The organism is Paenibacillus sp. T2-29 (assembly GCF_052921365.1).
Genome location: NZ_JBREVE010000008.1, coordinates 103,859 through 123,722, shown reverse-complemented (window position 1 = coordinate 123,722; position 19,864 = coordinate 103,859). Strand labels below are relative to the sequence as shown.

The window sequence follows — 19,864 nt, the reverse complement described above, 5'->3', positions numbered from 1 at the left end:
ATCTATTATTTTACCGAGCCGACCATACCTGCGACAAAGTGCTTCTGCATCAGGAAGAATACCAGTGCAGTCGGCAGTGTGGACAGGACAATGGCGATCATGATAACGCCGTAGTCCGGTGCATAGCTGGAGCCGAGGTTCGAGATCAACAGCGGGATGGTTTGATTTTCTGGCGTTTGCAGTACAATCAGAGGCCAGAGGTAGTTGTTCCAGCTGGACATGAACGTGATGATTGCGGCAGCGGCATAGGTTGTTTTCATCGTAGGCATATACACCCGGAAGAACAGACCCAGCTCGGATAATCCATCCATCCGGCCAGCTTCCAGCAGATCCTTGGGAAACATCTTGGTGCTTTGACGGAAAAAGAAGATCAGGAACGCCGTAGTTACAGTCGGAATAACGACAGAAGAGAGCGTATCAATGCCGATCCATGGTATGACATTAGAAATGCTGCCGAACATCCGGTAAAGCGGGATCATGATTGCCGCAAACGGAATCATCATCGACATCAGCAGGATATTGAAGACAACGTCTTTCGCTTTGCTTCTGTAAATTTCAAAGCCATAGCCAGCCAGTGATGCAATGAGCATAGCTAGCAGCGTCGTTGAGATGGAAACCTTTGCAGAATTACTGAGTGCAGTAACGATGTCTACTTGTTCCAGCAGATTGTGCATGTTATCCATCAGATGGGAGCCAGGCAGAAGTTTGCCTTTGGTCACATCGACTGACAGGTTTGTGGAGCTGGATAGCATCCACAGGAACGGGAAAATCGAAATGAATGATACAAGAATCAGAAAGGCGTACGTAAATGCTCTTTTTGTTTTCATCATTTTTTCTCACCTGCCACTTTAAACTGGATAATCGACAAGATAATGATCATAATGACGATGGAATAAGATACGGTCGCCGCATAACCAAAGTCGGATGAATACTTGAAGGACAGATTATAGATATATTGCGAAATAGAAGATGTCGCGTTACCGGGCCCACCCTTCGTAATATTCATAATTTCATCGAAGAGCTGGAGTGTACCAATCGTCGATGTAATCGAGGTGAACAGGATAATCGGCTTAAGCAGTGGAACGGTAATGCTGAAAAACTGCCGAATCGGGGAAGCTCCGTCAATGCGGGCTGCTTCGTAGATAGAGCTGTCAATGTTCTGAAGACCCGACAGATAAAAGATCATGTTGTACCCGGTCCAGCGCCATGTGATCGCGATAATAATTGTTACTTTGGCCCAGAAAGGATCTGTAATCCATTGGATTGGCGTACCAATCACATGCAGATTCAGCAACAAGGAGTTTACCAAACCGTCAGATGAGAACAGATACTTGAAAACAACCGAATAGGCTACAAGAGATGTGATACACGGCAAGAAGATGGCGGTGCGGAAAAAGCCCTTGAATTTCAGGTTTTTATCGTTCAACAATACGGAAATGAACAGAGCCAGAATGACCATTAAAGGTACCTGGAAAATTAAGTAGACAAACGTATTCTTTACGGCGGTGATGAACATTTTGTCGGTGAACAGGCGCTTATAGTTATCAATGCCGTTAAAACTCAGATTAGACCCTGTACCCGTTTTAAAGGATAAGATCAGCGCCTGAATCATCGGATAAAAATAAAAGGCGGCAATCATGATCACTGCGATGGATATGAACAACCATCCTGTCATACCTGCTTTGAGACGTGTTGTAGTCATTTTGGGCGCGGCTGTCTTCATACCATGTCAACTCCCTATGCAGCAATAAAACCTTGAACTCGCAAGCCCAAGGTTTTAAGTGCTTATCGTTTTATTGTTTAGCCTTGGCTAGATGGACTGTCTTATTTAAGCTGTGCTTCCGCTTGTCCTTGAGCGTCCTTCAGAACTGTGTCTACATCTTTCCCGTTCAGGTAGTTTTGAATTTCAACGGTCATGATGTCTTCAATGGCATAAGTGTGCAGGCCATAATTGACTTTTGGAACTTGCTTAGTCCAATCAGCAAACTTCTTGTATACTTTGTCGCCACCGAAGTAAGCATCTTCCACGTCATAAGCTTTACCGCTGGAAGCAGCGTTCAATGAACCGACAATTCCGATTTTGCTCAGCATATCTTGATACAGCTCTGGATCTGAACCGAATGTTTCTTTCAGGAAATCAGCAGCGGTATCTTGACCGTCCGAGTTGAGGACATACCAGGAGCTGCCGCCGAGGCTGGAAGCATTCACGGATTCAGGTATATTTTTCAGCTTAGGGAAAGGAACTACAGCCCATTTACCGGATTGCGAAGCTTCAGCTTTAATCGAAGGCGTAATCCAGTTACCTGTTGGTACGGAAGCAACTGCACCGCTGTTGAACGCGGCCAAGAATTGACTCCAGTCGGCATTCATTTTAACAATGTTAGCGTCGAACAAGGATTTGTACGTCAAGAGTGCTTCCTTCAGAGCTGGGTTACCAGCCAGGTTTGGTGTTTTACCGTCTTCTTTCAGGTACCAAGAACCTGCAGTTTGGATCATGCCACGGATCAGACCCAGGTCATTCGGATCTTGAGTCAGCATATCTTTGCCTGTTTTTTGTTTTACAGCTTTACCGATTTCAATAAATTTGTCCCAATCAATATTGGTCAAGTCCGCTACTTTGTAGCCAGCTTGTTCCAGATAATCCGTTCTTACATACAATCCCATAACGCCGGAGTCGAAAGGAACTCCATACTGCTTGCCGTTGTAGCTGGTCGGCCCGATTTTATAATCCGCGAAGTCGGATGCTTTGATCGAATTAGTCATATCATGGAAAGAATCGGGATAGGCTTGCAGGAAGTTCTGTGCCCGGTAATCCTCAATTAGAACCACGTTCGGCAATCCTTTAGTAGAACCGGAGTTGAGGCCGGCATTCATTTTTTGTACGATATCGTTTTGAGCATATTCAACAATGTTTACGGTTACATCTGGATGTTTGGCAACATAGCGATCTTTTGCCAGCTTCAGGGCTGCGATATTAAAGTTCGGGTCCCAAGCCCAAACTGTGATTTCTTTCTTGCCTGAATCTGTGGTCGTAGCTGCTTTCTCGGAATTGCTGGAGCACGCGGATAGCAAGATCAAGCTTGCGATCAGCAGAAGGAAAGACATTTTTTTCATTTTGTTCAACCCCTACTCTTTTTTTATATGTTGCTAATCATGTAAAACTTTTTTTGAAAGCGGTTACCTTGTTTATGAATTTAGTTTATCATCCTTGCTTTGCTGGCAGTTAGGAATATCTTTATACAGATTGGTCTTATTATTATGATTTATCTAAAAAGGCACCGCTTACATTTGTACTTTCTTTAGTTTTAGGTACTTTTTATAGACTGAACTAAAGTTCTTCACGAAGCGTCATTCCGCCCGCTCCGTTCTTGTTTCACCTTCTTGTTTAGTTCAGCCTATATTTTTTATGAGGTAGGAGGGGCGGGTTTTATGATCAGTGGTAGGGTCATTCTAACTTTGGTGCCTTCGCCCTTCTTGCTGGAGATGGTCACTCCATAATCTTCTCCATACAGAAGGGTAATGCGATTGTGAACATTCTGGATGCCGATGCCCGTAAATAGTTGGCGTTTGCTCTTAGGATTCGGCAGTCCGTCCTGCGCTGTATGCCCATCCAAATCCATACCGTCTCCATCGTCGACCACCTCACAGATCAATGTATCCTCTGTTTTGGACACCAATATATAGATGTGCCCTGCATTTTTCTCATTAAAGGCATGGAAAAAGGAGTTTTCGATAAAAGGCTGAATGATGAGCTTGGGCACATGGTACTCCAGACAATCGGGGGATACAAAATAATTCACTTGTACCCGCTGCCCGTAACGTACATGATTAATAAATACATAATTTTGCATGTTGGCCATTTCCTGCTCGATGGTGATCGTTTCGCTCACATTGCTGATTGTATTTTGCAGCAGGGAAATGAGCGCATTAATCGTCTCGGCGGCGGTTTCCTTGTTTCCTTTGAGCACTAGCATTTTGATGGAAGCCAATGTATTGTACAGAAAATGTGGATTGATCTGCCGTTGTAGTGCAGCAAGCTCTGCATTTCGTTGGCCTTTTTGCGTTTCTAAAAGCTTATGAATATAATCATTTAGTTCATCGAGCATGTAGTTGTAAGCATGACTTAATTGTCTGACCTCGTAGCTGCCTGTGACCGGGATATAATTATCAAAATTTTTCTCGCGTATCGTCGACATTTGCTTGACCAGCCGAGTCAGTGAACGGATCAGGCGACGGGAAATGAGGAAAACAATCACCAAAGCAATCAGTACGATGGCGATACAGATCCATACAACAGATTTAACGTCAATAATTTGCCCAACCGCCGTTTGTCTATCGATCATGTTCACCAGATAAAAATCAAATGAAGGAATATAGTTGGAAAGAACGATACTCTCCTTATTCATCACATCGGCATTAATATAGTTCAGTCCCTGTTCATTGATTTTGGTGGCATAGCCCAGCAGTTCACTGGAGCGTTGTCCGATCAGGTCCTGGCGGTTGCTTGATACAATCAGTCCTGATTTGTCCAAAATCAGCACATCATTACCATTACTCGTGAAATTGTTATAAAAACGCCGAAATTCCGGCTCTCGGATAGCGATGTAGATCATACCGTACATGGTGCCGCTCGTTCGCTCCATAAATACTTTGGAGGCAATAATATAGGGAGTTGGCTTCTGTGCAGTGCTATTCATTTGTTGATGAAACAACTCCGTATCCATTTGATACATAAGCTGTGCTGGTCGTGCCACGCTTCGGGCTGTAATGGCACTGCTCTTAAGCTGTTCCGCAGTTACAGGCCAATAGGACGAGTCGGAGTAAAAGCTCCGACCGTTCATCCCTGTTACAGCGACACCGACATCATAAGCATCGACGTTCGATTTAATTTGCTTCATTTGCTGTGCCATACCAAAGTAAATCCTTGCCGAGTTAATCGAGTCAGATTGGCCGCCAGTCAAATAGTTTTTGACGGTTCCATTTTCCGAAGCATGGGTTACAGCATTCACGATAGAGTCATTGAAGGATTCAAAGCCGGATTGAATCTGGCTAAGCACCTTGGCATTCGTAATACTGAATGTCTCAGCGAATAGTCGTTCAGACATTCGAATCGTCACCAAAGAGGTCAGCAAGGACACCGCAGTGATGCTGACCACCATAACAATAAAGATTTTGAAGAACAGACCTTGATATTTGATCTTGTGGATATATCTTTTCATATTTAATCTCTTTTCTGCTGGCAGATATGCGCTTGCTCTCTAATGGAGATGCTCCCGGCGGTACTGGCTGGGTGAGTAGCCCTTCACTTTTTTGAACACTTTAGTAAAATAGCTGGGGTCCGAATAACCTACTGTACTACTAATATCTGAAATAGGCAGCGTCCCCGATCGCAGTAATTCAGCAGCCTTCTCAACCCGGATTTTGTTCAGATACTCGCTAAATCCCTCTGTATGGTGTGCCGTAAAATAACTGGACAAATAAGAGGGGTTAAAATGAAAATATTGCCCAAGGGTCGTCAAATTGAGTGTTTCAGCATGATGTTCCTCAATATACTCCAGCAGTTTTTTCATGCTTGCACTACTTCCTTGCTGTGTTTTGGCCAGGATCTGTCGGTTCGCTTCCTCCAAAAAAGTCTCCAGCAACCGCACGGCTTCATGTACATGAGGAGCATCATTAATTGTTTTGAAATACGAATATTTCGCCGCATCCAGCTCCTTCATATCATACCCCTGATTCCCGAGCAAAATTGTAATGTTGAACACGATATTTCCGAGCAGCGATTTGAATTCAAAAGCGGTAGAGGTATAGTTACCGGACATGGCGGCTACATAGGACCTCAAATCCTGAAAAGCCGTATCAAAATGCTCACGCTTCATCTCTTCCGTAAACTGTTTTAGGTTAAACGAACTATTCATCTGAACAGGCTGAGGGAGTTCATCTTCCATCAGTAGCGCCGTTTCTGGGAAATAAAACCTGTAACTTAGCAGCTTCGGCAGCTCATCCTGATAGACACTGCTAATCTGGTTAAAATCATCAAATAGATGGCTGACCGCCCAGCCTGTCTGTGGCTCGACCTGCTTCGTCTCTTGAGCAACTTCCCTAACCGCAGCCATCCAGGCGTCTAATTCCCGTGGCTCCAAATTGGCTAAAAAAACAGCTGTATAGACATCAGATGGCAGTTGTCGCAGAACCATGTGTTCACAGGCAGAGGTTAACCGATCTGTAAGCTTGGAAAATAGGTCCGAAGCAGAGGTAGTAGTAGAGCGCCCCTTATCTTGCTGTACCGACTGTTCTATACCTATGAGCGCAAAACGGGGATAAGGAAATGCTTGCTTCAGCAGTTCAGCGTCATAATCTATGCTATAGCCGGAGATCAATTTTTCGATCACATGATCTATCGTAATTCGATTATTCCCGGCATCTTCCTGATACTGAATGGATGTGATTTTGCGGGCCGTTCGCTGAAGCACTTGAAGCAGCTCATCTGTGTCCAGCTTCGGCTTCAAAATATAGTCAGCCACACCTTGCTGAAAGGTGGAGCGTACGTAATTAAACTCGCCGTAGCTGCTGAGCACAATGACCTCGATATCTGGATAGTTCTGTCTGACTATGCGTGTCAGCTCCTCGCCGTCCATGATCGGCATCACGATATCCGTAATGATAATATGAGGACGTAAGGCTTCAATCAGCTCCAGCGCCTCTTTCCCGTTGGAGGCCTCACCTACAATTCGAAATCCGTATTGTTCCCACGACAAATGATGTTTGATCCCTTGCCGCACCAATATCTCATCATCTACAATCAAAATGTTGCATAGCTCATTCATGACAGCACTCTCCATAATTATATCTATTCAAAAAAGACGCCATTAAGGCGAGGGCCTAATCATCTGACGGACATAGTTGATAACGCTTCCAACCTTAACTAAAAACGAATGCATTCAATCTTTACATGCTAACATAAACGACACGGTGATTCCAAAGATAATTTAGTTCAAATGGCATATAAAAGACAAAAAAGGCCGCCGAGAAAATCTCGACAGCCTGAACAACCGGGATTACTTTATACAGTACCCCATGTCCGATCTCCTGCCAAATATTTTTCAGTCAAAATAGACAGCAGTTGAATACCGACCTCGTTATGTCCTCCCTCAGGAAGGATCAGGTCGGCGTATTTCTTGGAAGGCTCAATAAATGCCTCGTGCATTGGCTTAACCGTCGTCAAATAGTGATCATGGATCGAATGGATGGTGCGACCGCGTTCCTCAATATCACGAAGAACCCGACGAAGAATGCGCACATCAGGATCCGTATCCACAAATACCTTAATATCAAGCAGGCTGCGGAGTTTTTCGTCTGACAGTACGTGCAGACCTTCCAACATAACGATATGATTCGGCAAAAGCTCTACCGTCTCGTCCGTGGAGCGGGCATGAACCGTAAAGTCATACACGGGCGCTTGAGTCGCTTGTCCTTTTTTTAGACATTGGAGATGCTCAATCAGCAAGTCGTTGTCAAAGGCAAACGGATGATCATAGTTGACCAAAGCACGTTCGTCATAACTCAGATGTGAATGGTCTTTATAGTAGTTATCCTGAGATATGAAAGTCACTTTATTAGATCCCAGACGCTCAACGACAGCGCGTGCGACCGTCGATTTACCGGAACCTGTACCGCCGGCAATACCAATAATAAGCATGGCGTTTCACTTACCCTTCCCTAAATGTATCCCGATACAACTAAAGTATTGTAGCACAATGCACACTTTTTTTCATCACTGTTGCGCGTTGTATTTCTTCCATTTCCGTATCTTGGCTCTGAATGTTTTAAACGGTGCTACAGAGTTGATGTGAATCCATCTCGCCATAGGCCAGTTCGGATTGGTGCCTGTCCACTTGTGAACGCCCTGGGTGAAGAGTTCTTCATGACTGAGTGTGTCCACCCAATCCAGCCACGTTTGCTCAGCCAGCTTGAGCATATTTCGTAATTCATATAGAGAGTGGTCTGAATAGGTCTTGTAGAATGATTGGTATAGTTCGCCTAGTCTATTCCACTTATAATTCGGGGCGGGCATGATGACGGTTTTTCCCTCCCGTTCGTCTTTGTCCCAACTCATGACAAGATGAAGCCATCCGAGCTGGTAGGCAATCATCTCTGCGGGTGTTTTATCGACTTCGTCGATTCGAGTATCCTTGTGGCTTTCGTCGATCTCTTGGAACTCACTGTCAAACCGTAAGTAAGAGGTATGAATGGCTTCTTTTAACTCTGATTTGGAAGCATATTCGTAGCTAGACATCTAATCGCTCCTTTACATGATATGGGTGATACTAACTCCTTTATATGTATCATTCTCAACATGACAACCGTATGTCTTATTCAAAAATAAAAAAATCCCGTTTTTTGTGATTTTATGAAACATCATTTGGCGTGTTCGCGAAAAAGAACGAAAAATTAATAGAAAAATTAAGACAAAAGATAAGTAATTAGACATATTTTAATATTTATTTAAGTGCCTATAATTATTGGAGTATAGCGATTAGGGCCCTCATTGGTGTGTGGATATGATTCCATCCATCAGTACGTTATATACCGTTTGCTTTAGTATTCATGAATCTAATTGAGAAGGGAATTGTGATATGAAATCGAGTTTGTTAAAAAAATGTGCAAGTGTAATGTTAAGCAGTACGTTGGCACTGTCTTTATCACTACCGCTTTTAGGCCATGCACAGGCTGATGAGAATGTACAGGTAAGTGATGATTTTGAACAAGGAGAAGCTCAAGGATGGTCTGCAGGTTCAGGGAACTGGTCTGTGGTCAAGGACGGGAATGGTTCTACATACCAACAATCTAGTCGAAGCGAAAGCCATTCCGTTAAAGGCAATACCTCATGGACGAATTATAGTGTGCAAGCAGATGTATATGTAAATGATTTTAATGGCTCTAATCGAGTATATGTGGCAGGTAGATACACAGATTCAAACAATTTCTATGCAGCATCGTTGTACAATAAGAAAGGCGGAGCCCTTGAGATTCGTAAAAAGGTTAAAGGCTCTATGAAGACATTGGCTACCAATAAAAAATACAAACTAGACACCAATACATGGTACAGAGTGAAGCTGGAGCTATCCGGTTCGGAAATCAAAATGTATGTTAATGATCAGCTGGAGTTGTCCGCCACAGACACTAGTCTCACTGCTGGAGCTATGGGTCTGGTAACGTCTAAAGCAGTTGCCCAGTTCGACAATGTGATTGTATCGGGTGCTTCTTCAGAAGGGAATGCAAGTACACCACCTGTGAAGCCGACACCGGGTACAGAACAACCAACTCCAGGGATGGACCCCGGTGTAACCTCCAAAAATAATTATAATTTGACTGGCTTTTCGTATGGTAATACAGGTGGTGGGAACATTACCGATACCGATGCTAATTACAAAAAGGTGTACAATGCTGTAGATCTCAACGAAGCACTGAAAAAAGGCAGCAAAGTTAAAGTGATTGAAATTATGAACGATCTGGACCTTGGCTGGAATGAAATCCCTAGCGCTGCGAAGGCAATGCCATTTAGCGCCAACAATCCTGTACAAACACATCCTGTTCTGAAAAAGACAGGGGTGAGCAAAGTCTATATCGAGAATATGAATGGAGTTACGATTTTCTCGGCCAATGGTGCGAAAATCAAGCATGCCGGTTTTGTCATCAAACGAAGCTCTAATTTGGTTTTCCGCAACCTTGAATTTGATGAACTGTGGGAATGGGATGAAGCAACCAAAGGAAACTATGACAAGAATGACTGGGATTATATTACCATCGAAGGTGCAAGCTCTAAGGTATGGATCGACCATTGTACATTTAACAAAGCCTATGATGGCCTGGTAGATGTGAAAAAGGGCAGTAACGGAGTTACGATTTCCTGGTCCTTGTTCAAAGGAGATGACCGCAGTTCCAACAGCTGGGTAACCCAACAAGTCAATGCCATGGAAGCAGATAAGTCCTCCTATCCTATGTACGCTTATTTGAGAAGCAGTGCAGTGGGCATGAGTAAAGAGGATATCATTGATATTGCAGCAGGACAAAAGAAAGCGCATCTGGTGGGTGCCACGGAAATGGCAGGCGACAATGCGGATTTGGAAGTGACGCTGCATCATAATTACTATCTGGATATTCAAGACCGTATGCCACGTTTGCGTGGTGGTAATGCTCATGCATATAACATCGTTATGGATGATGCTGGATTGGCCAGAGCCAAAAAAAGAATTACGCCCGACATGGCCAAAGCGATCGCTGCCAAAGGGTACCATTTTGACGTCGTGGGTAATGGTGCGATTTCAACAGAAAACGGGGCGGTGTTGCTAGAAAAATCGTATTTAATAGATGTGTTTTCTCCAGTGCGTAATAATCAAAAAGACCCTAACAAAGCGGATTATACAGGTAAAATCAAAGCTGAGGATGTTATCTTTTCGGACAACGGTGCCGTGTTCAGAGGAGGCAGTGACGCTGCGAATAGCCCAGTAGCTCCTTATCCAGCGAAGGCTAAGAGCTTCTCTTGGAATGGGTTCACAACGTTGCCATACAGCTATACAGCCGAAGACCCTGCCAACCTGGTTGCTCAATTGCAGGCCAAGGATGGAGCGGGCGCAGGCAAGCTGAACTGGTCGAGTGAGAACTGGCTCAAAACGGTGTACAATACAGCCGCTACGAAAGACGTACAAGTAGAAGAAGATTCTGAGTAGGTAGGTAGTTTGAAAAAAGCAGTCAGGACAGATACGCTCTGTTCCTGACTGCTCTTTTTGTTAACTAGGTCTAGGTTCGGTACGAACTTAACCGATTACGACAAATGAGGATACGCCAGCAGGTACGGATCTAACGCGGAATAATACTCCATCATCTCTAAAAGTACGCAGAATATAAGGCTGGTTCGTAGGTGTGCGGACTCTGTTGAATCGGGCAGTACCAAAGCGGTCGAAGCCTGCAGCTTGAACAAAGGTTCCATCTAAACGCCGGAGTGTTGCAAAAAATCCAGACGTGTTAAAAGGTACACCATCATTGTTAGCCCAGATAACTGTAAATCTACGAAGGGTTTGTGTTGGACTCACATTGCGATATCTCGTAACAGGAACCTTTCTGCCCGTAGATTTCAGCGTTTGTGGAGGACGAATGGCCACTTCAAATCAACTCCTTTGTTGTGATGAGATAGTAAATGCACACAAAGGAGCTTTGGACCGTGCTATAAACTACGGCTTCCTAAAAATAGGCATATATTGAACTTGGGACATATTATGCCCACTCACGCCGTAGCGTAAAGAGGTCTTTTAACGCGTCTGTAGACAGCTCAGTAATCCAGCCCTCGGTGCTGGTGATAATTTGGTCGCTGAGCTGCTGCTTGCTCTCCAGCATCTCGTCAATGCGTTCCTCTAGCGTACCCAACGAGATAAATTTGTGAACCTGTACATCCTTGGTTTGTCCCATCCGGTAGGCTCGGTCTGTAGCCTGATTTTCAACAGCTGGATTCCACCAGCGATCAAAGTGAAAGACGTGGTTGGCAGCTGTCAGGTTGAGACCCACCCCCCCGGCTTTGAGCGATAAAATAAACACGGACGGCTGCTCGTCAGGAGAGAGCGTATGCGATTGGAATTGGTCAATCATTCGGTCACGTGCAGATTTGGATGTACTGCCATTCAGATAGAGCACAGGTTCTTGGAGCTCCTGAGCGAGTACCTGCTGGAGCATCTGACCCATACCAATATACTGCGTAAAAATAAGGCAGCGCTCGCCCTCTTCCCGCAGCTCCTTGACCATAGCCAATATGCGCTCAAGTTTGGATGAACGGCTAATGACTGCTTCAAGATCGGGCTGACTATAACCAGAAGCTGCTGCATCCAGAAGCGCCCCCTTGGTTAAAAGAGCAGGGTGGTCACAAAGCTGCTTCAACTGGGTCAGAGCTGACAAAATAGCTCCTTTGCGCTCGATCCCCTCCAGCTTCTGCATCCGTTCCATCAGTTCTTTAACAATCTGATCATAGAGCGCACCCTGCTCGGAGGTAAGGTGAATGTATGTTTTCATCTCGTTCTTGTCAGGCAAATCAAGTTGTATCGCAGGGTCCTTCTTTTTGCGCCGCAGCATGAAGGGCTGAACCAGCTTCTGCAAATCCATCGTGCGTTGCTCATTATGTTCTTTCTCAATAGCATTCATAAAGCGATTGCTAAAGGCGCGTGAGCTGCCCAGATAACCTGGATTGATAAAATCATAAATGGACCATAGCTCGGACAAGCGATTTTCAATAGGTGTTCCTGTCAACGCGATACGATGACGAGCAGGAAAGCTGCGCACAGCTGTGGATTGCTTGGTTTGCGCATTTTTAATGTTTTGCGCTTCATCCAGGCAGATCGAATCCCAAGTCATGCTTTGCAGCAGCTCTTGATCTAGAGTTGCCGTAGCGAAGGAGGTCAGGATGACATCGGCCTGCTCGACTTTTTCGCGGAACAAGTCTCCCTGCTCCCGCTTGCTTCCATAGTGCAGCATGACCCTTAATGAAGGAGCGAAGCGGCTGAGCTCCTTCTGCCAGTTGCCCAGCACCGACGTCGGGCAAATCAGCAGCGAACTGGAGCGGACACCCGTCTCAGCGGCAATTTCCTGTAGGTGCAGTAAATAAGTAATAAATTGCACCGTTTTGCCGAGCCCCATATCATCGGCCAGACAGGCGCCCAATCCGAAGCGCCGTAAAAAGGCAAGCCATGCGTATCCGTCCCGCTGATATGTCCGCAGCTCGGCTTGCAGTCCATCCGGCACGTCCAGAGCGGGCCATTCCGATTGCCGTCCGAGCTGGCTGATCAGCTTCAGTAGATGAGCGTTCAGCTCTACTTCCAGTCGGAAGCGTGCCGGATCCTCCGGCTGCTCGCCTGAGGCCTCGCCTTCAGGCTCGTCGGTGTTGCCAAGCAGATGCAGCTGCAGAATGTCCTGAAAGGACAATCCCTGAGCGCTGTCGATTCCGTCCATGGCGCGGCGGATTTGCGCCAGCAGCGCAGGGTCAAGCGCGATCCATTGCCCGCGGAAGCGCACCAAGCGCTCGTTGCGAGCGACCAGCTCGGCGAATTCCGACTCGCTCAGATCGGCATCGCCAATGGCAACGCGCCAATCGAACTGGACAATCGAGTCCAGTCCGAACAGCGAGCTGCCCTTCGAGCGCTCTCCCGCTCCCTCGCCGGGGCGAACCTTGGCCCGCAGCTTTGGCTTCTTGCGGGTGGCTGCCTCCCACCAAGCCGGCAGCAGCACCTGCCAACCACTTTCCAGCAGGCGTTGGCTGTCGGTCGTCAGGAATTGCCACGCTGCTTCGTCAGAGAGCGGGCGACTCAGTATGTCATCGCGGCTTCCGGCACGCTGCCCTGCGGGCAAAATAGCGGTCAAGCGTTCCAGCCATCCGCCTGAGCGCTCACGCACATGCACCGTCCACGCATCGGGCCATGAGCCGGATGCATATCCATCATCGGCGAGCTGTACAGGCACCAGCAAGGCCGGGTCCTGCTTGTCCTGCAACACAAGCTTGAGCTTCCAAGATGGCTCGTCGTCCTCCAGCTCTGGCTCCAGCAGTTGCAGAAGCGGACGAAATGGCGCGGTATCGGCCTTCCATCCAATGGCGATATGCCATGCTTGGGCATCCAGACCCGCCGCGACCTGGCGTTGGGGAGCGAAGAGAATCGGATATTCTCTTCGCAAATCAGCGGCTTCCGCTTCAGTGCCGTACCAGCGCTGAAATACAGCGGCCGAGAACGCCGCTACCAGCCCTTCGCGCTCGTTCTCATCCAGGCTGTCCAGCAAAGCAAGCTCTGCTGGTTGGATGTTTTCCAATGCTTTTGCATCCCACTTCCATTGCAGCTTCCCTGCCTGGAACGACATGAAGTTGGGCACATAGGCTTTCGTTTCAATACAGTGAGCCAATAGAGGGATCAGCCGAAGCCACGGGGCATTGGCCTCGTCCCAGATCCATTCGATATGCTGTAGAAGCTCCTGCTCTGCCAGAAAAGGAATTACTTGCTCCGAGGGCAACACGATAATATCTGTGTCTTGAACATGTTGAATCTCCAGCTCGGTGCCATAAAATGAAGCCTCATGCCAAGCAAACAAACGCTGCTTCAACATTTGACCGGAAATGCTATAGTTCATGGAGGAATCGCCATAGATCAGCGCGTCCCCATAGGTAGTTAATTGAATATGCACCGTAATCGTTTCGGTATATTGGCTCATGATAACAATTTCCCTTTCCGCAATTCCTCCTGCAGCGCCCGCAGGCGGCTGTGACGGCTGGTAAAGGTCGTGAAGAACAGCTCCCAGCGTGTTTCTTGCTTCATTTTCTTGTACAGCTTGAACAATCGCTTTAACAGCTTAACCGCTGCTTTATAGCTAGATCTGTTTTTTTCCAGCACATAACGTTCTACCGCTTGATGGTAAAAGGGCAGCAACAACTCAGGCGCGTTCTTTTCAATCGGTTGCAGCACGCTCACCCGAAAACTTAAAGGTTCACTGCGTATGCTTAGCTGATAGTCGATCCATTGCCGCCATTTTTCATGAGCAAGTAGAGCCTCTTCATACATTCCACCCGCAAATGGAAGCATACCCTTCAGCGTGTCCCACATGTCCTCCTCTGCTTCTGGAAGGTGCTGCGAAACCAGCTCCCAATTACGCATATAATCCTGTAAATGATCATCCCGATGACTGTGAAGGAGGGGGCCGATATGTCGCAGTCCGTCTTTGAGACGTACCCAATCTTCGGCCTGTCGCAACGCATGTAAGAACAACAGCAATTGGCTGGAGGAGATTTTTAGTGGAAAAGCCCGTTCCGCCTCCTGTAGAAGTTCCCAGGCTTTATGATCCTGCGCTTGGTAAACATACATCCAGCTCTGAGCCAGCATCCACGGAAGCCGTGCCAACGTTGCACTATACTCCTCCTCAGCTGCATGTAAATGCTGCAATTCCTCCGTATATATGTTGGAGTCCTGCCTTGCAGGATGCACCCAGTATAGCCAAAACTGATAATACGCGTCTGAAAAATAAGTACCGTTCCGCGACTCTGTCAGCATTCTTCGGCGCAAATAAGCTACAGTTTCTGCCATACGGGCCTCATGCATCGGTTCATCAGTCAGCTCCAGTGGACTTTCAAAATCACGCTCAATCGCTTCTTTAAGCTCATCTGCGGCAATTTGTGTGTAGTAACCCATATAGGTATGAGTAGGGTAACCTGTCATGGGGGCCTGAGGCACCAGCTTTTCCAGCACACGCAGATGAGCATGCAGTCCATATAGCTGCTGCATGCCAGGTGAAAGCGGCGGCTTCACGGCATAGATCGAAGCTAAAGCACTTTTGACATATTGAGAATTTTGGGTGTGCACATGATTAAGGGCGATACACTGATCAAACAGATCATGCCATTCGGAAACGGGCATGTCCGGTATGTTGCTTGCTGTTTTACTGAGAGCATCTCGTGTTGTTTCCTTGTGCTCCAGCGAAAGGTTCGACCGGAAAGTAGGTGGGGTACGGGTGTCTGCTTTTGCAGCCAGCCGAGTGAATCCCGCCGAATGAGCGTTCACTAATGCATGAACGGAACGTTCCTGTTCATTCGCGTAATTCAGCAATACGGCGATCATATGCTTGCAGTTGGTGCGAACAGGACATGTACATCTGCTGGCAGCAAAAGCACTCAAGTGGAGATCCACTTCGTAGAGCTCATTCCCATCCACGACAGCCGCAATATGGTCAGCATCAGGCATTGCGAATTCTTTTACCTTTCCCTGCTTAAAGTACTGAAAACCTCGTTTGATTGTCACATCATTAAAATGGTCAGCCACGTTTTGAATAAGCTGCTGCCACTGTATATCATCCATAAGATAGGTTGGTTTCATATGCAATAGTCTCCTAAGAGAGAATAGTTGATCTGGAAGTAGCTTAACTCTTCCATTATATCAGTTCACAGATGTAAATTGAGTGGAGGGGGCAGTTGGAAAATTTAGAGGAATAACGGCGGGGTGAAAAGTAAAAATCCCCTTACGCTATAGCATAAGGGGGGAGTCATTGGCAAGAGCGAGGAGATACCCTTTACTGTTTTCCATCCGTTTTTTCTGTTCGATGGAAGACCATAGAGATGACAAGAAGCACCGAAGGTACTGCTGCACATACAACAATTCCAACATAACCTATTATTTTATCGAAGTTGCCTATTTCAATAAAATTTTGGGGATACATGCTCAGGCAAAATAATATAATTAACGGGAGATAACAGATATACTTGTTCCACTTCTGGGTGAGCTGGCTGATTCCAGTAACAATATAGAAATAATAATTTGAGGCGGTCATGAAGATTTTGATCGTCCACAAAATGATAAATAATATTTCAAATCGTTCCAGGAACGCACCGGGGAATTCAATTTGCTGTGCAAAAGAAACGACGGGCCACTGCAATCGGGAAACTTCCTCAACGGACATACAGCCAATGACCATCGTTACCATTAAAATATACAAACCCATCGCAATCGAGTAGCCAATCCACCCGGCCTTCCATGCTTTTTGTGGGTTGGTCATCACATTAGTTAAGATAAGAATGGACTCAAAACCCATTGTAGAAAAAGGGATTACTTTAAGTGATTCAAAGATCGGACGCCAACCTTTATGGAAAACAGGGCGCAAATTATCAAGATTAAAATGGTTGATATTAAGAATGATCAACAATAAAAAAACAATAAAGGTTAAAGGGAAAAAAAGCTCGATCAATCGCACCATTGCATGGAGACCGCCCCAGGTCAAATACCCAATAAGCAGAAGAAACGGCAAGAGAATCATGCTTATCGGGGTTCTCTCCAGTGCAAGACCTTTGAGGAATTCCGCCATCATTCTACATACAAGAGAGCAGATCATCGTGCAAAATACAATAAATGCGATATTGATCAGAAAGCCGATGAATTTACCTGCAATCACAGGATTGAACTCATAGAACGTCTTCCCTGGAAATCTATGGCACAATTTAACATGGATAAAAATGACGCCGATCCCAAGCAGAGTTGCCAGCAAAAGTCCCTGCCACACGTCGGGTGTTTGCGTCTTCTCCGCAATGGTTCTTGGTAAACTAACAATACCCACAGCATATACAGTCGAAGTGACGGTGAATAAGGCTTGTGGTGTGGATATTTTTTCCTGTTTCATGGAAGGTATGTTAGACATTTACTCACCCTCTTCTTTTGAATAAGCACCAGTTCGCTCGATCTGTACTTTAGCCTTAACATCAATCGGTATTTGACTGAAAGTGTCTTGCCAATTTTCCTTTACTCGATCCCAGTAAGCGGGATAGTTTACTTTTACTTTTGTGCCAAAACCGACTACGTCTGCTCTCAATTCTTTCTGAAGTGTGTTTAGCGATTGGGATACTATCTGTTTGATTTCATCCTGCACCGCTTCTTTAGCCGATCGAATGAATGATTCCTTCAGGAAATCTACAGAATTATCCGTGCTTTCGTTTAGTTTGACATCTGTTTTAATACGAACTGTGAATGAGAGGTCCTGCCCGTTGAGGTGGGGGATAAGTTTTGTATGGACGTTCTCAACTTCAAAGACCATGGATTGTTTTGACTCTGGGTCCTCTGTTTTAATAACTGAATCCTTCGTTTTCCCTAGTATCCAGTTGATCCCGGTGACTTCCTTTTCATCTATCCAATTAGCAAATTTCTTCGTTTTGCCGCGGACCAAAGCTGCGCCTGAGAAGTGGTTGCCTCCATTGGTTTCTATGCATTGAATGAGGAAGTCAGCTTCTTGTGAAGTTTGTGTAGAGATCTCCCCTAATGTTATTTCATGGGGAATCTCGGAGTTGAGATCGCTATTTTTGGCCAAAGCCTCAAGGTCAATGGTAGGTATATCTTGATGTTTGCCCATCTTATTAAACGCTTCTTTCGCGCTGCCTTTTGTGATCATAACAAGTGATTTTCGACTCGGTTTATAGGAGCGAGTAAATGTATCTAACAATTGGTCGATTCTTCTTTCTTGTATAGCTTGGTCACTAATCAAAATCAAGCGAATAAAACTATATAAAGGAGCATGGGATACCTGCTTGGCCTGTTCTCTGGAAGCAGACTGAATGGAATCCTTGTTAAAGGTGGTTACGTTTCTGTACATACTTTTTTTGGATTTCTGCGATATTAAGTGCTGGTAGGTTAGTTCCAGCATATCCTGATCCATATCAATGGCGACGCCCTGTATGATACTCAATTTATCGATCTCCCTGCTATCCCAACAACCGGTGAGGAGGGCACATGCGATCCATGTGGCGATGCATTTTTGCACCCACAGGCTTCGACGAAGTAGAAAGATATAGGAGCTCATAGGCTTACTTCCTTTTCCATTTAGAATGTGTCTCATCCTTTGTCTTTAGCATCATAGGACGCTTTTTGAGATATTTAAAAGGAACCCGAACTAAAGTATCTTGTTGATCTCTTAAGCGAATTGGGGCTAGAGGTGACATATAAGGAACTCCAAAGCTTTTGATCTGGACCATGTGTACGCCTAAACAAATAAAGGCTAAAATTACACCATACAGCCCATAAATTCCTGCAATCATCATAATGGGGAAACGAAGAAGCCGGATTCCAATACTGCCGCTGTACTGCGGGCTTGCAAAGGACGCAATGGCAGTAAGACCAACGACAATAATCAGAAAGGCACTTACGACCGCCGCCTCGACAGCGGCTTGTCCAATAACAAGACCGCCTACAATACCGATAACTTGTCCTATGCCTTTAGGTAGCCGCAGACTGGCCTCGCGCAGTATTTCCAATGATAACTCCATAATGAGAGCTTCCACAAAAACGGGAAAAGGAATCCCTTCCCTTGAGGCAACGATAGATATAACCAGCTCAGGCGGGATTAATCCAGGATGGAAAGAAATCAGTGCAACGTACAACGAAGGCAGGAATGTTGCAATGAACAAAGCCATTAAACGAAGCATGCGGAAAAATGTCCCTAAGGGGAAACGCTCGTAATAATCCTCTGGGGATTGAGCCAGCATCCAGAAGGTCATGGGAGCAATTAGGACAAAAGGGGTGCCATCTAGCATAATGACCACTCTCCCTGACATTAAGGCCGTTATAGCTTTATCCGAGCGTTCAGAGGCTTGAATCTGGGGAAACGGAGACCATGGATGTTCCTCGATCCATTGTTCAATAACCCCGGTATCGGAAGCATCATCCACATCAATCGTTTCGACTCTTCGCTTAACTTCCTGAACTAGCTCCGGATTTGCGATATCCGATATGTACAAGATCGCTAATTTACGGGAAGATCTCCTTCCTATGGTTATTTTGTCTATTCTGAAACTAATATCTTTGATGTGCCTTCTAACCATTGCCAGGTTGCTTTCCAAATCCTCAATAAAACCTTCCCTTGGTCCTCTAACCAAAGTTTCGGTGCTGGGTTCCTCAACACTTCGCGAAGGAAATTTGCCTGTAGAAGCAAAAAAAACATCATCAGTCCCTTCGATCAGCAGACAAGTATTGCCCGATAACACTTTGCTTACACACGTTTCAAGGTCTGTCCCTTCTTTCATATCGATCGTAAATGCTGTCTGCTGTATCAACTCCTCCTTTATTTTGTCAGGATTAACTGGGGAGTGGTTTTCACGGATTCCAGTTAAAATGAGCGGCTTGACGATTTGTTCGTTAATCATACTTGTATCCGCAATACCGGAGAGATAGATCATAATGACATGAATTCCCGTTTGACCCACATTCATTTTTTTGAAGACGACATCAGGAAGATGACCCAGAGTCTTTTCAAGATAATCTAATTTTGCCTCGATTGGTCTTGCCAATGACGTTTCCCCCTTCAAAAAACTTAAGCA

Annotated in this window: 14 protein-coding genes; 1 reads left to right on the top strand and 13 read right to left on the bottom strand. The window is 45.6% G+C overall.

Going from position 1 to position 19,864, the window contains the following annotated elements; all coding sequences use genetic code 11:
* Positions 1-5 precede the first annotated feature (5 nt).
* From ACU1JV_RS20535 to ACU1JV_RS20505, 7 genes are all read right to left on the bottom strand, one after another.
* Positions 6-830 (bottom strand): carbohydrate ABC transporter permease, encoded by an 825-nt coding sequence (locus ACU1JV_RS20535; protein ID WP_013368914.1) that lies wholly within the window; start codon positions 828-830, stop codon positions 6-8.
* The gene (locus ACU1JV_RS20530; protein WP_165083298.1) at positions 827-1,723 is read right to left on the bottom strand and encodes a carbohydrate ABC transporter permease; all 897 of its coding nucleotides are present in this window, start codon (positions 1,721-1,723) and stop codon (positions 827-829) included. Before ACU1JV_RS20530 ends, ACU1JV_RS20535 begins: the two co-directional genes overlap by 4 nt.
* A 101-nt stretch (positions 1,724-1,824) precedes the next feature.
* Positions 1,825-3,114, bottom strand: coding sequence for an ABC transporter substrate-binding protein (locus tag ACU1JV_RS20525; protein ID WP_013368916.1), 1,290 nt, complete (start codon positions 3,112-3,114; stop codon positions 1,825-1,827).
* A gap of 290 nt (positions 3,115-3,404) precedes the next feature.
* Complete coding sequence (locus ACU1JV_RS20520; RefSeq protein WP_165083296.1) at positions 3,405-5,219, bottom strand: cache domain-containing sensor histidine kinase; 1,815 nt, start codon at positions 5,217-5,219, stop codon at positions 3,405-3,407.
* A gap of 39 nt (positions 5,220-5,258) precedes the next feature.
* Positions 5,259-6,824, bottom strand: coding sequence for a response regulator transcription factor (locus ACU1JV_RS20515; protein ID WP_413987327.1), 1,566 nt, complete (start codon positions 6,822-6,824; stop codon positions 5,259-5,261).
* A 236-nt stretch (positions 6,825-7,060) separates the two neighbouring features.
* Positions 7,061-7,696: a uridine kinase gene (udk, locus tag ACU1JV_RS20510; protein ID WP_013368919.1), complete on the bottom strand. Its 636-nt coding sequence runs from the start codon at positions 7,694-7,696 to the stop codon at positions 7,061-7,063.
* A 75-nt stretch (positions 7,697-7,771) separates the two neighbouring features.
* Positions 7,772-8,293 carry a ClbS/DfsB family four-helix bundle protein gene (locus ACU1JV_RS20505; protein WP_165083293.1) on the bottom strand — a complete coding sequence of 174 codons (522 nt, stop codon included), beginning with the start codon at positions 8,291-8,293 and terminating at the stop codon, positions 7,772-7,774.
* Positions 8,294-8,633: 340 nt separating this feature from the next.
* Here ACU1JV_RS20505 and ACU1JV_RS20500 point away from each other — a divergent pair, with 340 nt between their 5' ends.
* On the top strand, positions 8,634-10,727 hold the full coding sequence (locus ACU1JV_RS20500) for a pectate lyase family protein (protein ID WP_413987328.1): 2,094 nt from the start codon (positions 8,634-8,636) through the stop codon (positions 10,725-10,727).
* 87 nt (positions 10,728-10,814) lie between these two features.
* Here the strand turns inward: ACU1JV_RS20500 and ACU1JV_RS20495 are convergent, their stop codons facing one another.
* From ACU1JV_RS20495 to ACU1JV_RS20470, 6 genes are all read right to left on the bottom strand, one after another.
* Positions 10,815-11,159, bottom strand: coding sequence for a hypothetical protein (locus ACU1JV_RS20495; RefSeq protein ID WP_016820169.1), 345 nt, complete (start codon positions 11,157-11,159; stop codon positions 10,815-10,817).
* A gap of 112 nt (positions 11,160-11,271) precedes the next feature.
* Positions 11,272-14,235 carry a DEAD/DEAH box helicase gene (locus ACU1JV_RS20490; RefSeq protein ID WP_346835038.1) on the bottom strand — a complete coding sequence of 988 codons (2,964 nt, stop codon included), beginning with the start codon at positions 14,233-14,235 and terminating at the stop codon, positions 11,272-11,274.
* Positions 14,232-15,887 carry an SWIM zinc finger family protein gene (locus ACU1JV_RS20485; RefSeq protein ID WP_413987329.1) on the bottom strand — a complete coding sequence of 552 codons (1,656 nt, stop codon included), beginning with the start codon at positions 15,885-15,887 and terminating at the stop codon, positions 14,232-14,234. The genes ACU1JV_RS20490 and ACU1JV_RS20485 overlap by 4 nt, the downstream gene beginning before the upstream one ends.
* Positions 15,888-16,080: 193 nt before the next feature.
* Positions 16,081-17,199 (bottom strand): GerAB/ArcD/ProY family transporter, encoded by a 1,119-nt coding sequence (locus ACU1JV_RS20480; RefSeq protein WP_413987330.1) that lies wholly within the window; start codon positions 17,197-17,199, stop codon positions 16,081-16,083.
* Positions 17,200-18,351, bottom strand: coding sequence for a Ger(x)C family spore germination protein (locus tag ACU1JV_RS20475; RefSeq protein WP_446724622.1), 1,152 nt, complete (start codon positions 18,349-18,351; stop codon positions 17,200-17,202).
* A 4-nt stretch (positions 18,352-18,355) separates the two neighbouring features.
* A complete protein-coding gene (locus ACU1JV_RS20470) occupies positions 18,356-19,834 on the bottom strand; it encodes a spore germination protein (RefSeq protein ID WP_413987332.1) in 1,479 nt (492 codons plus the stop codon).
* Between the last annotated feature and the right edge of the window lie 30 nt (positions 19,835-19,864).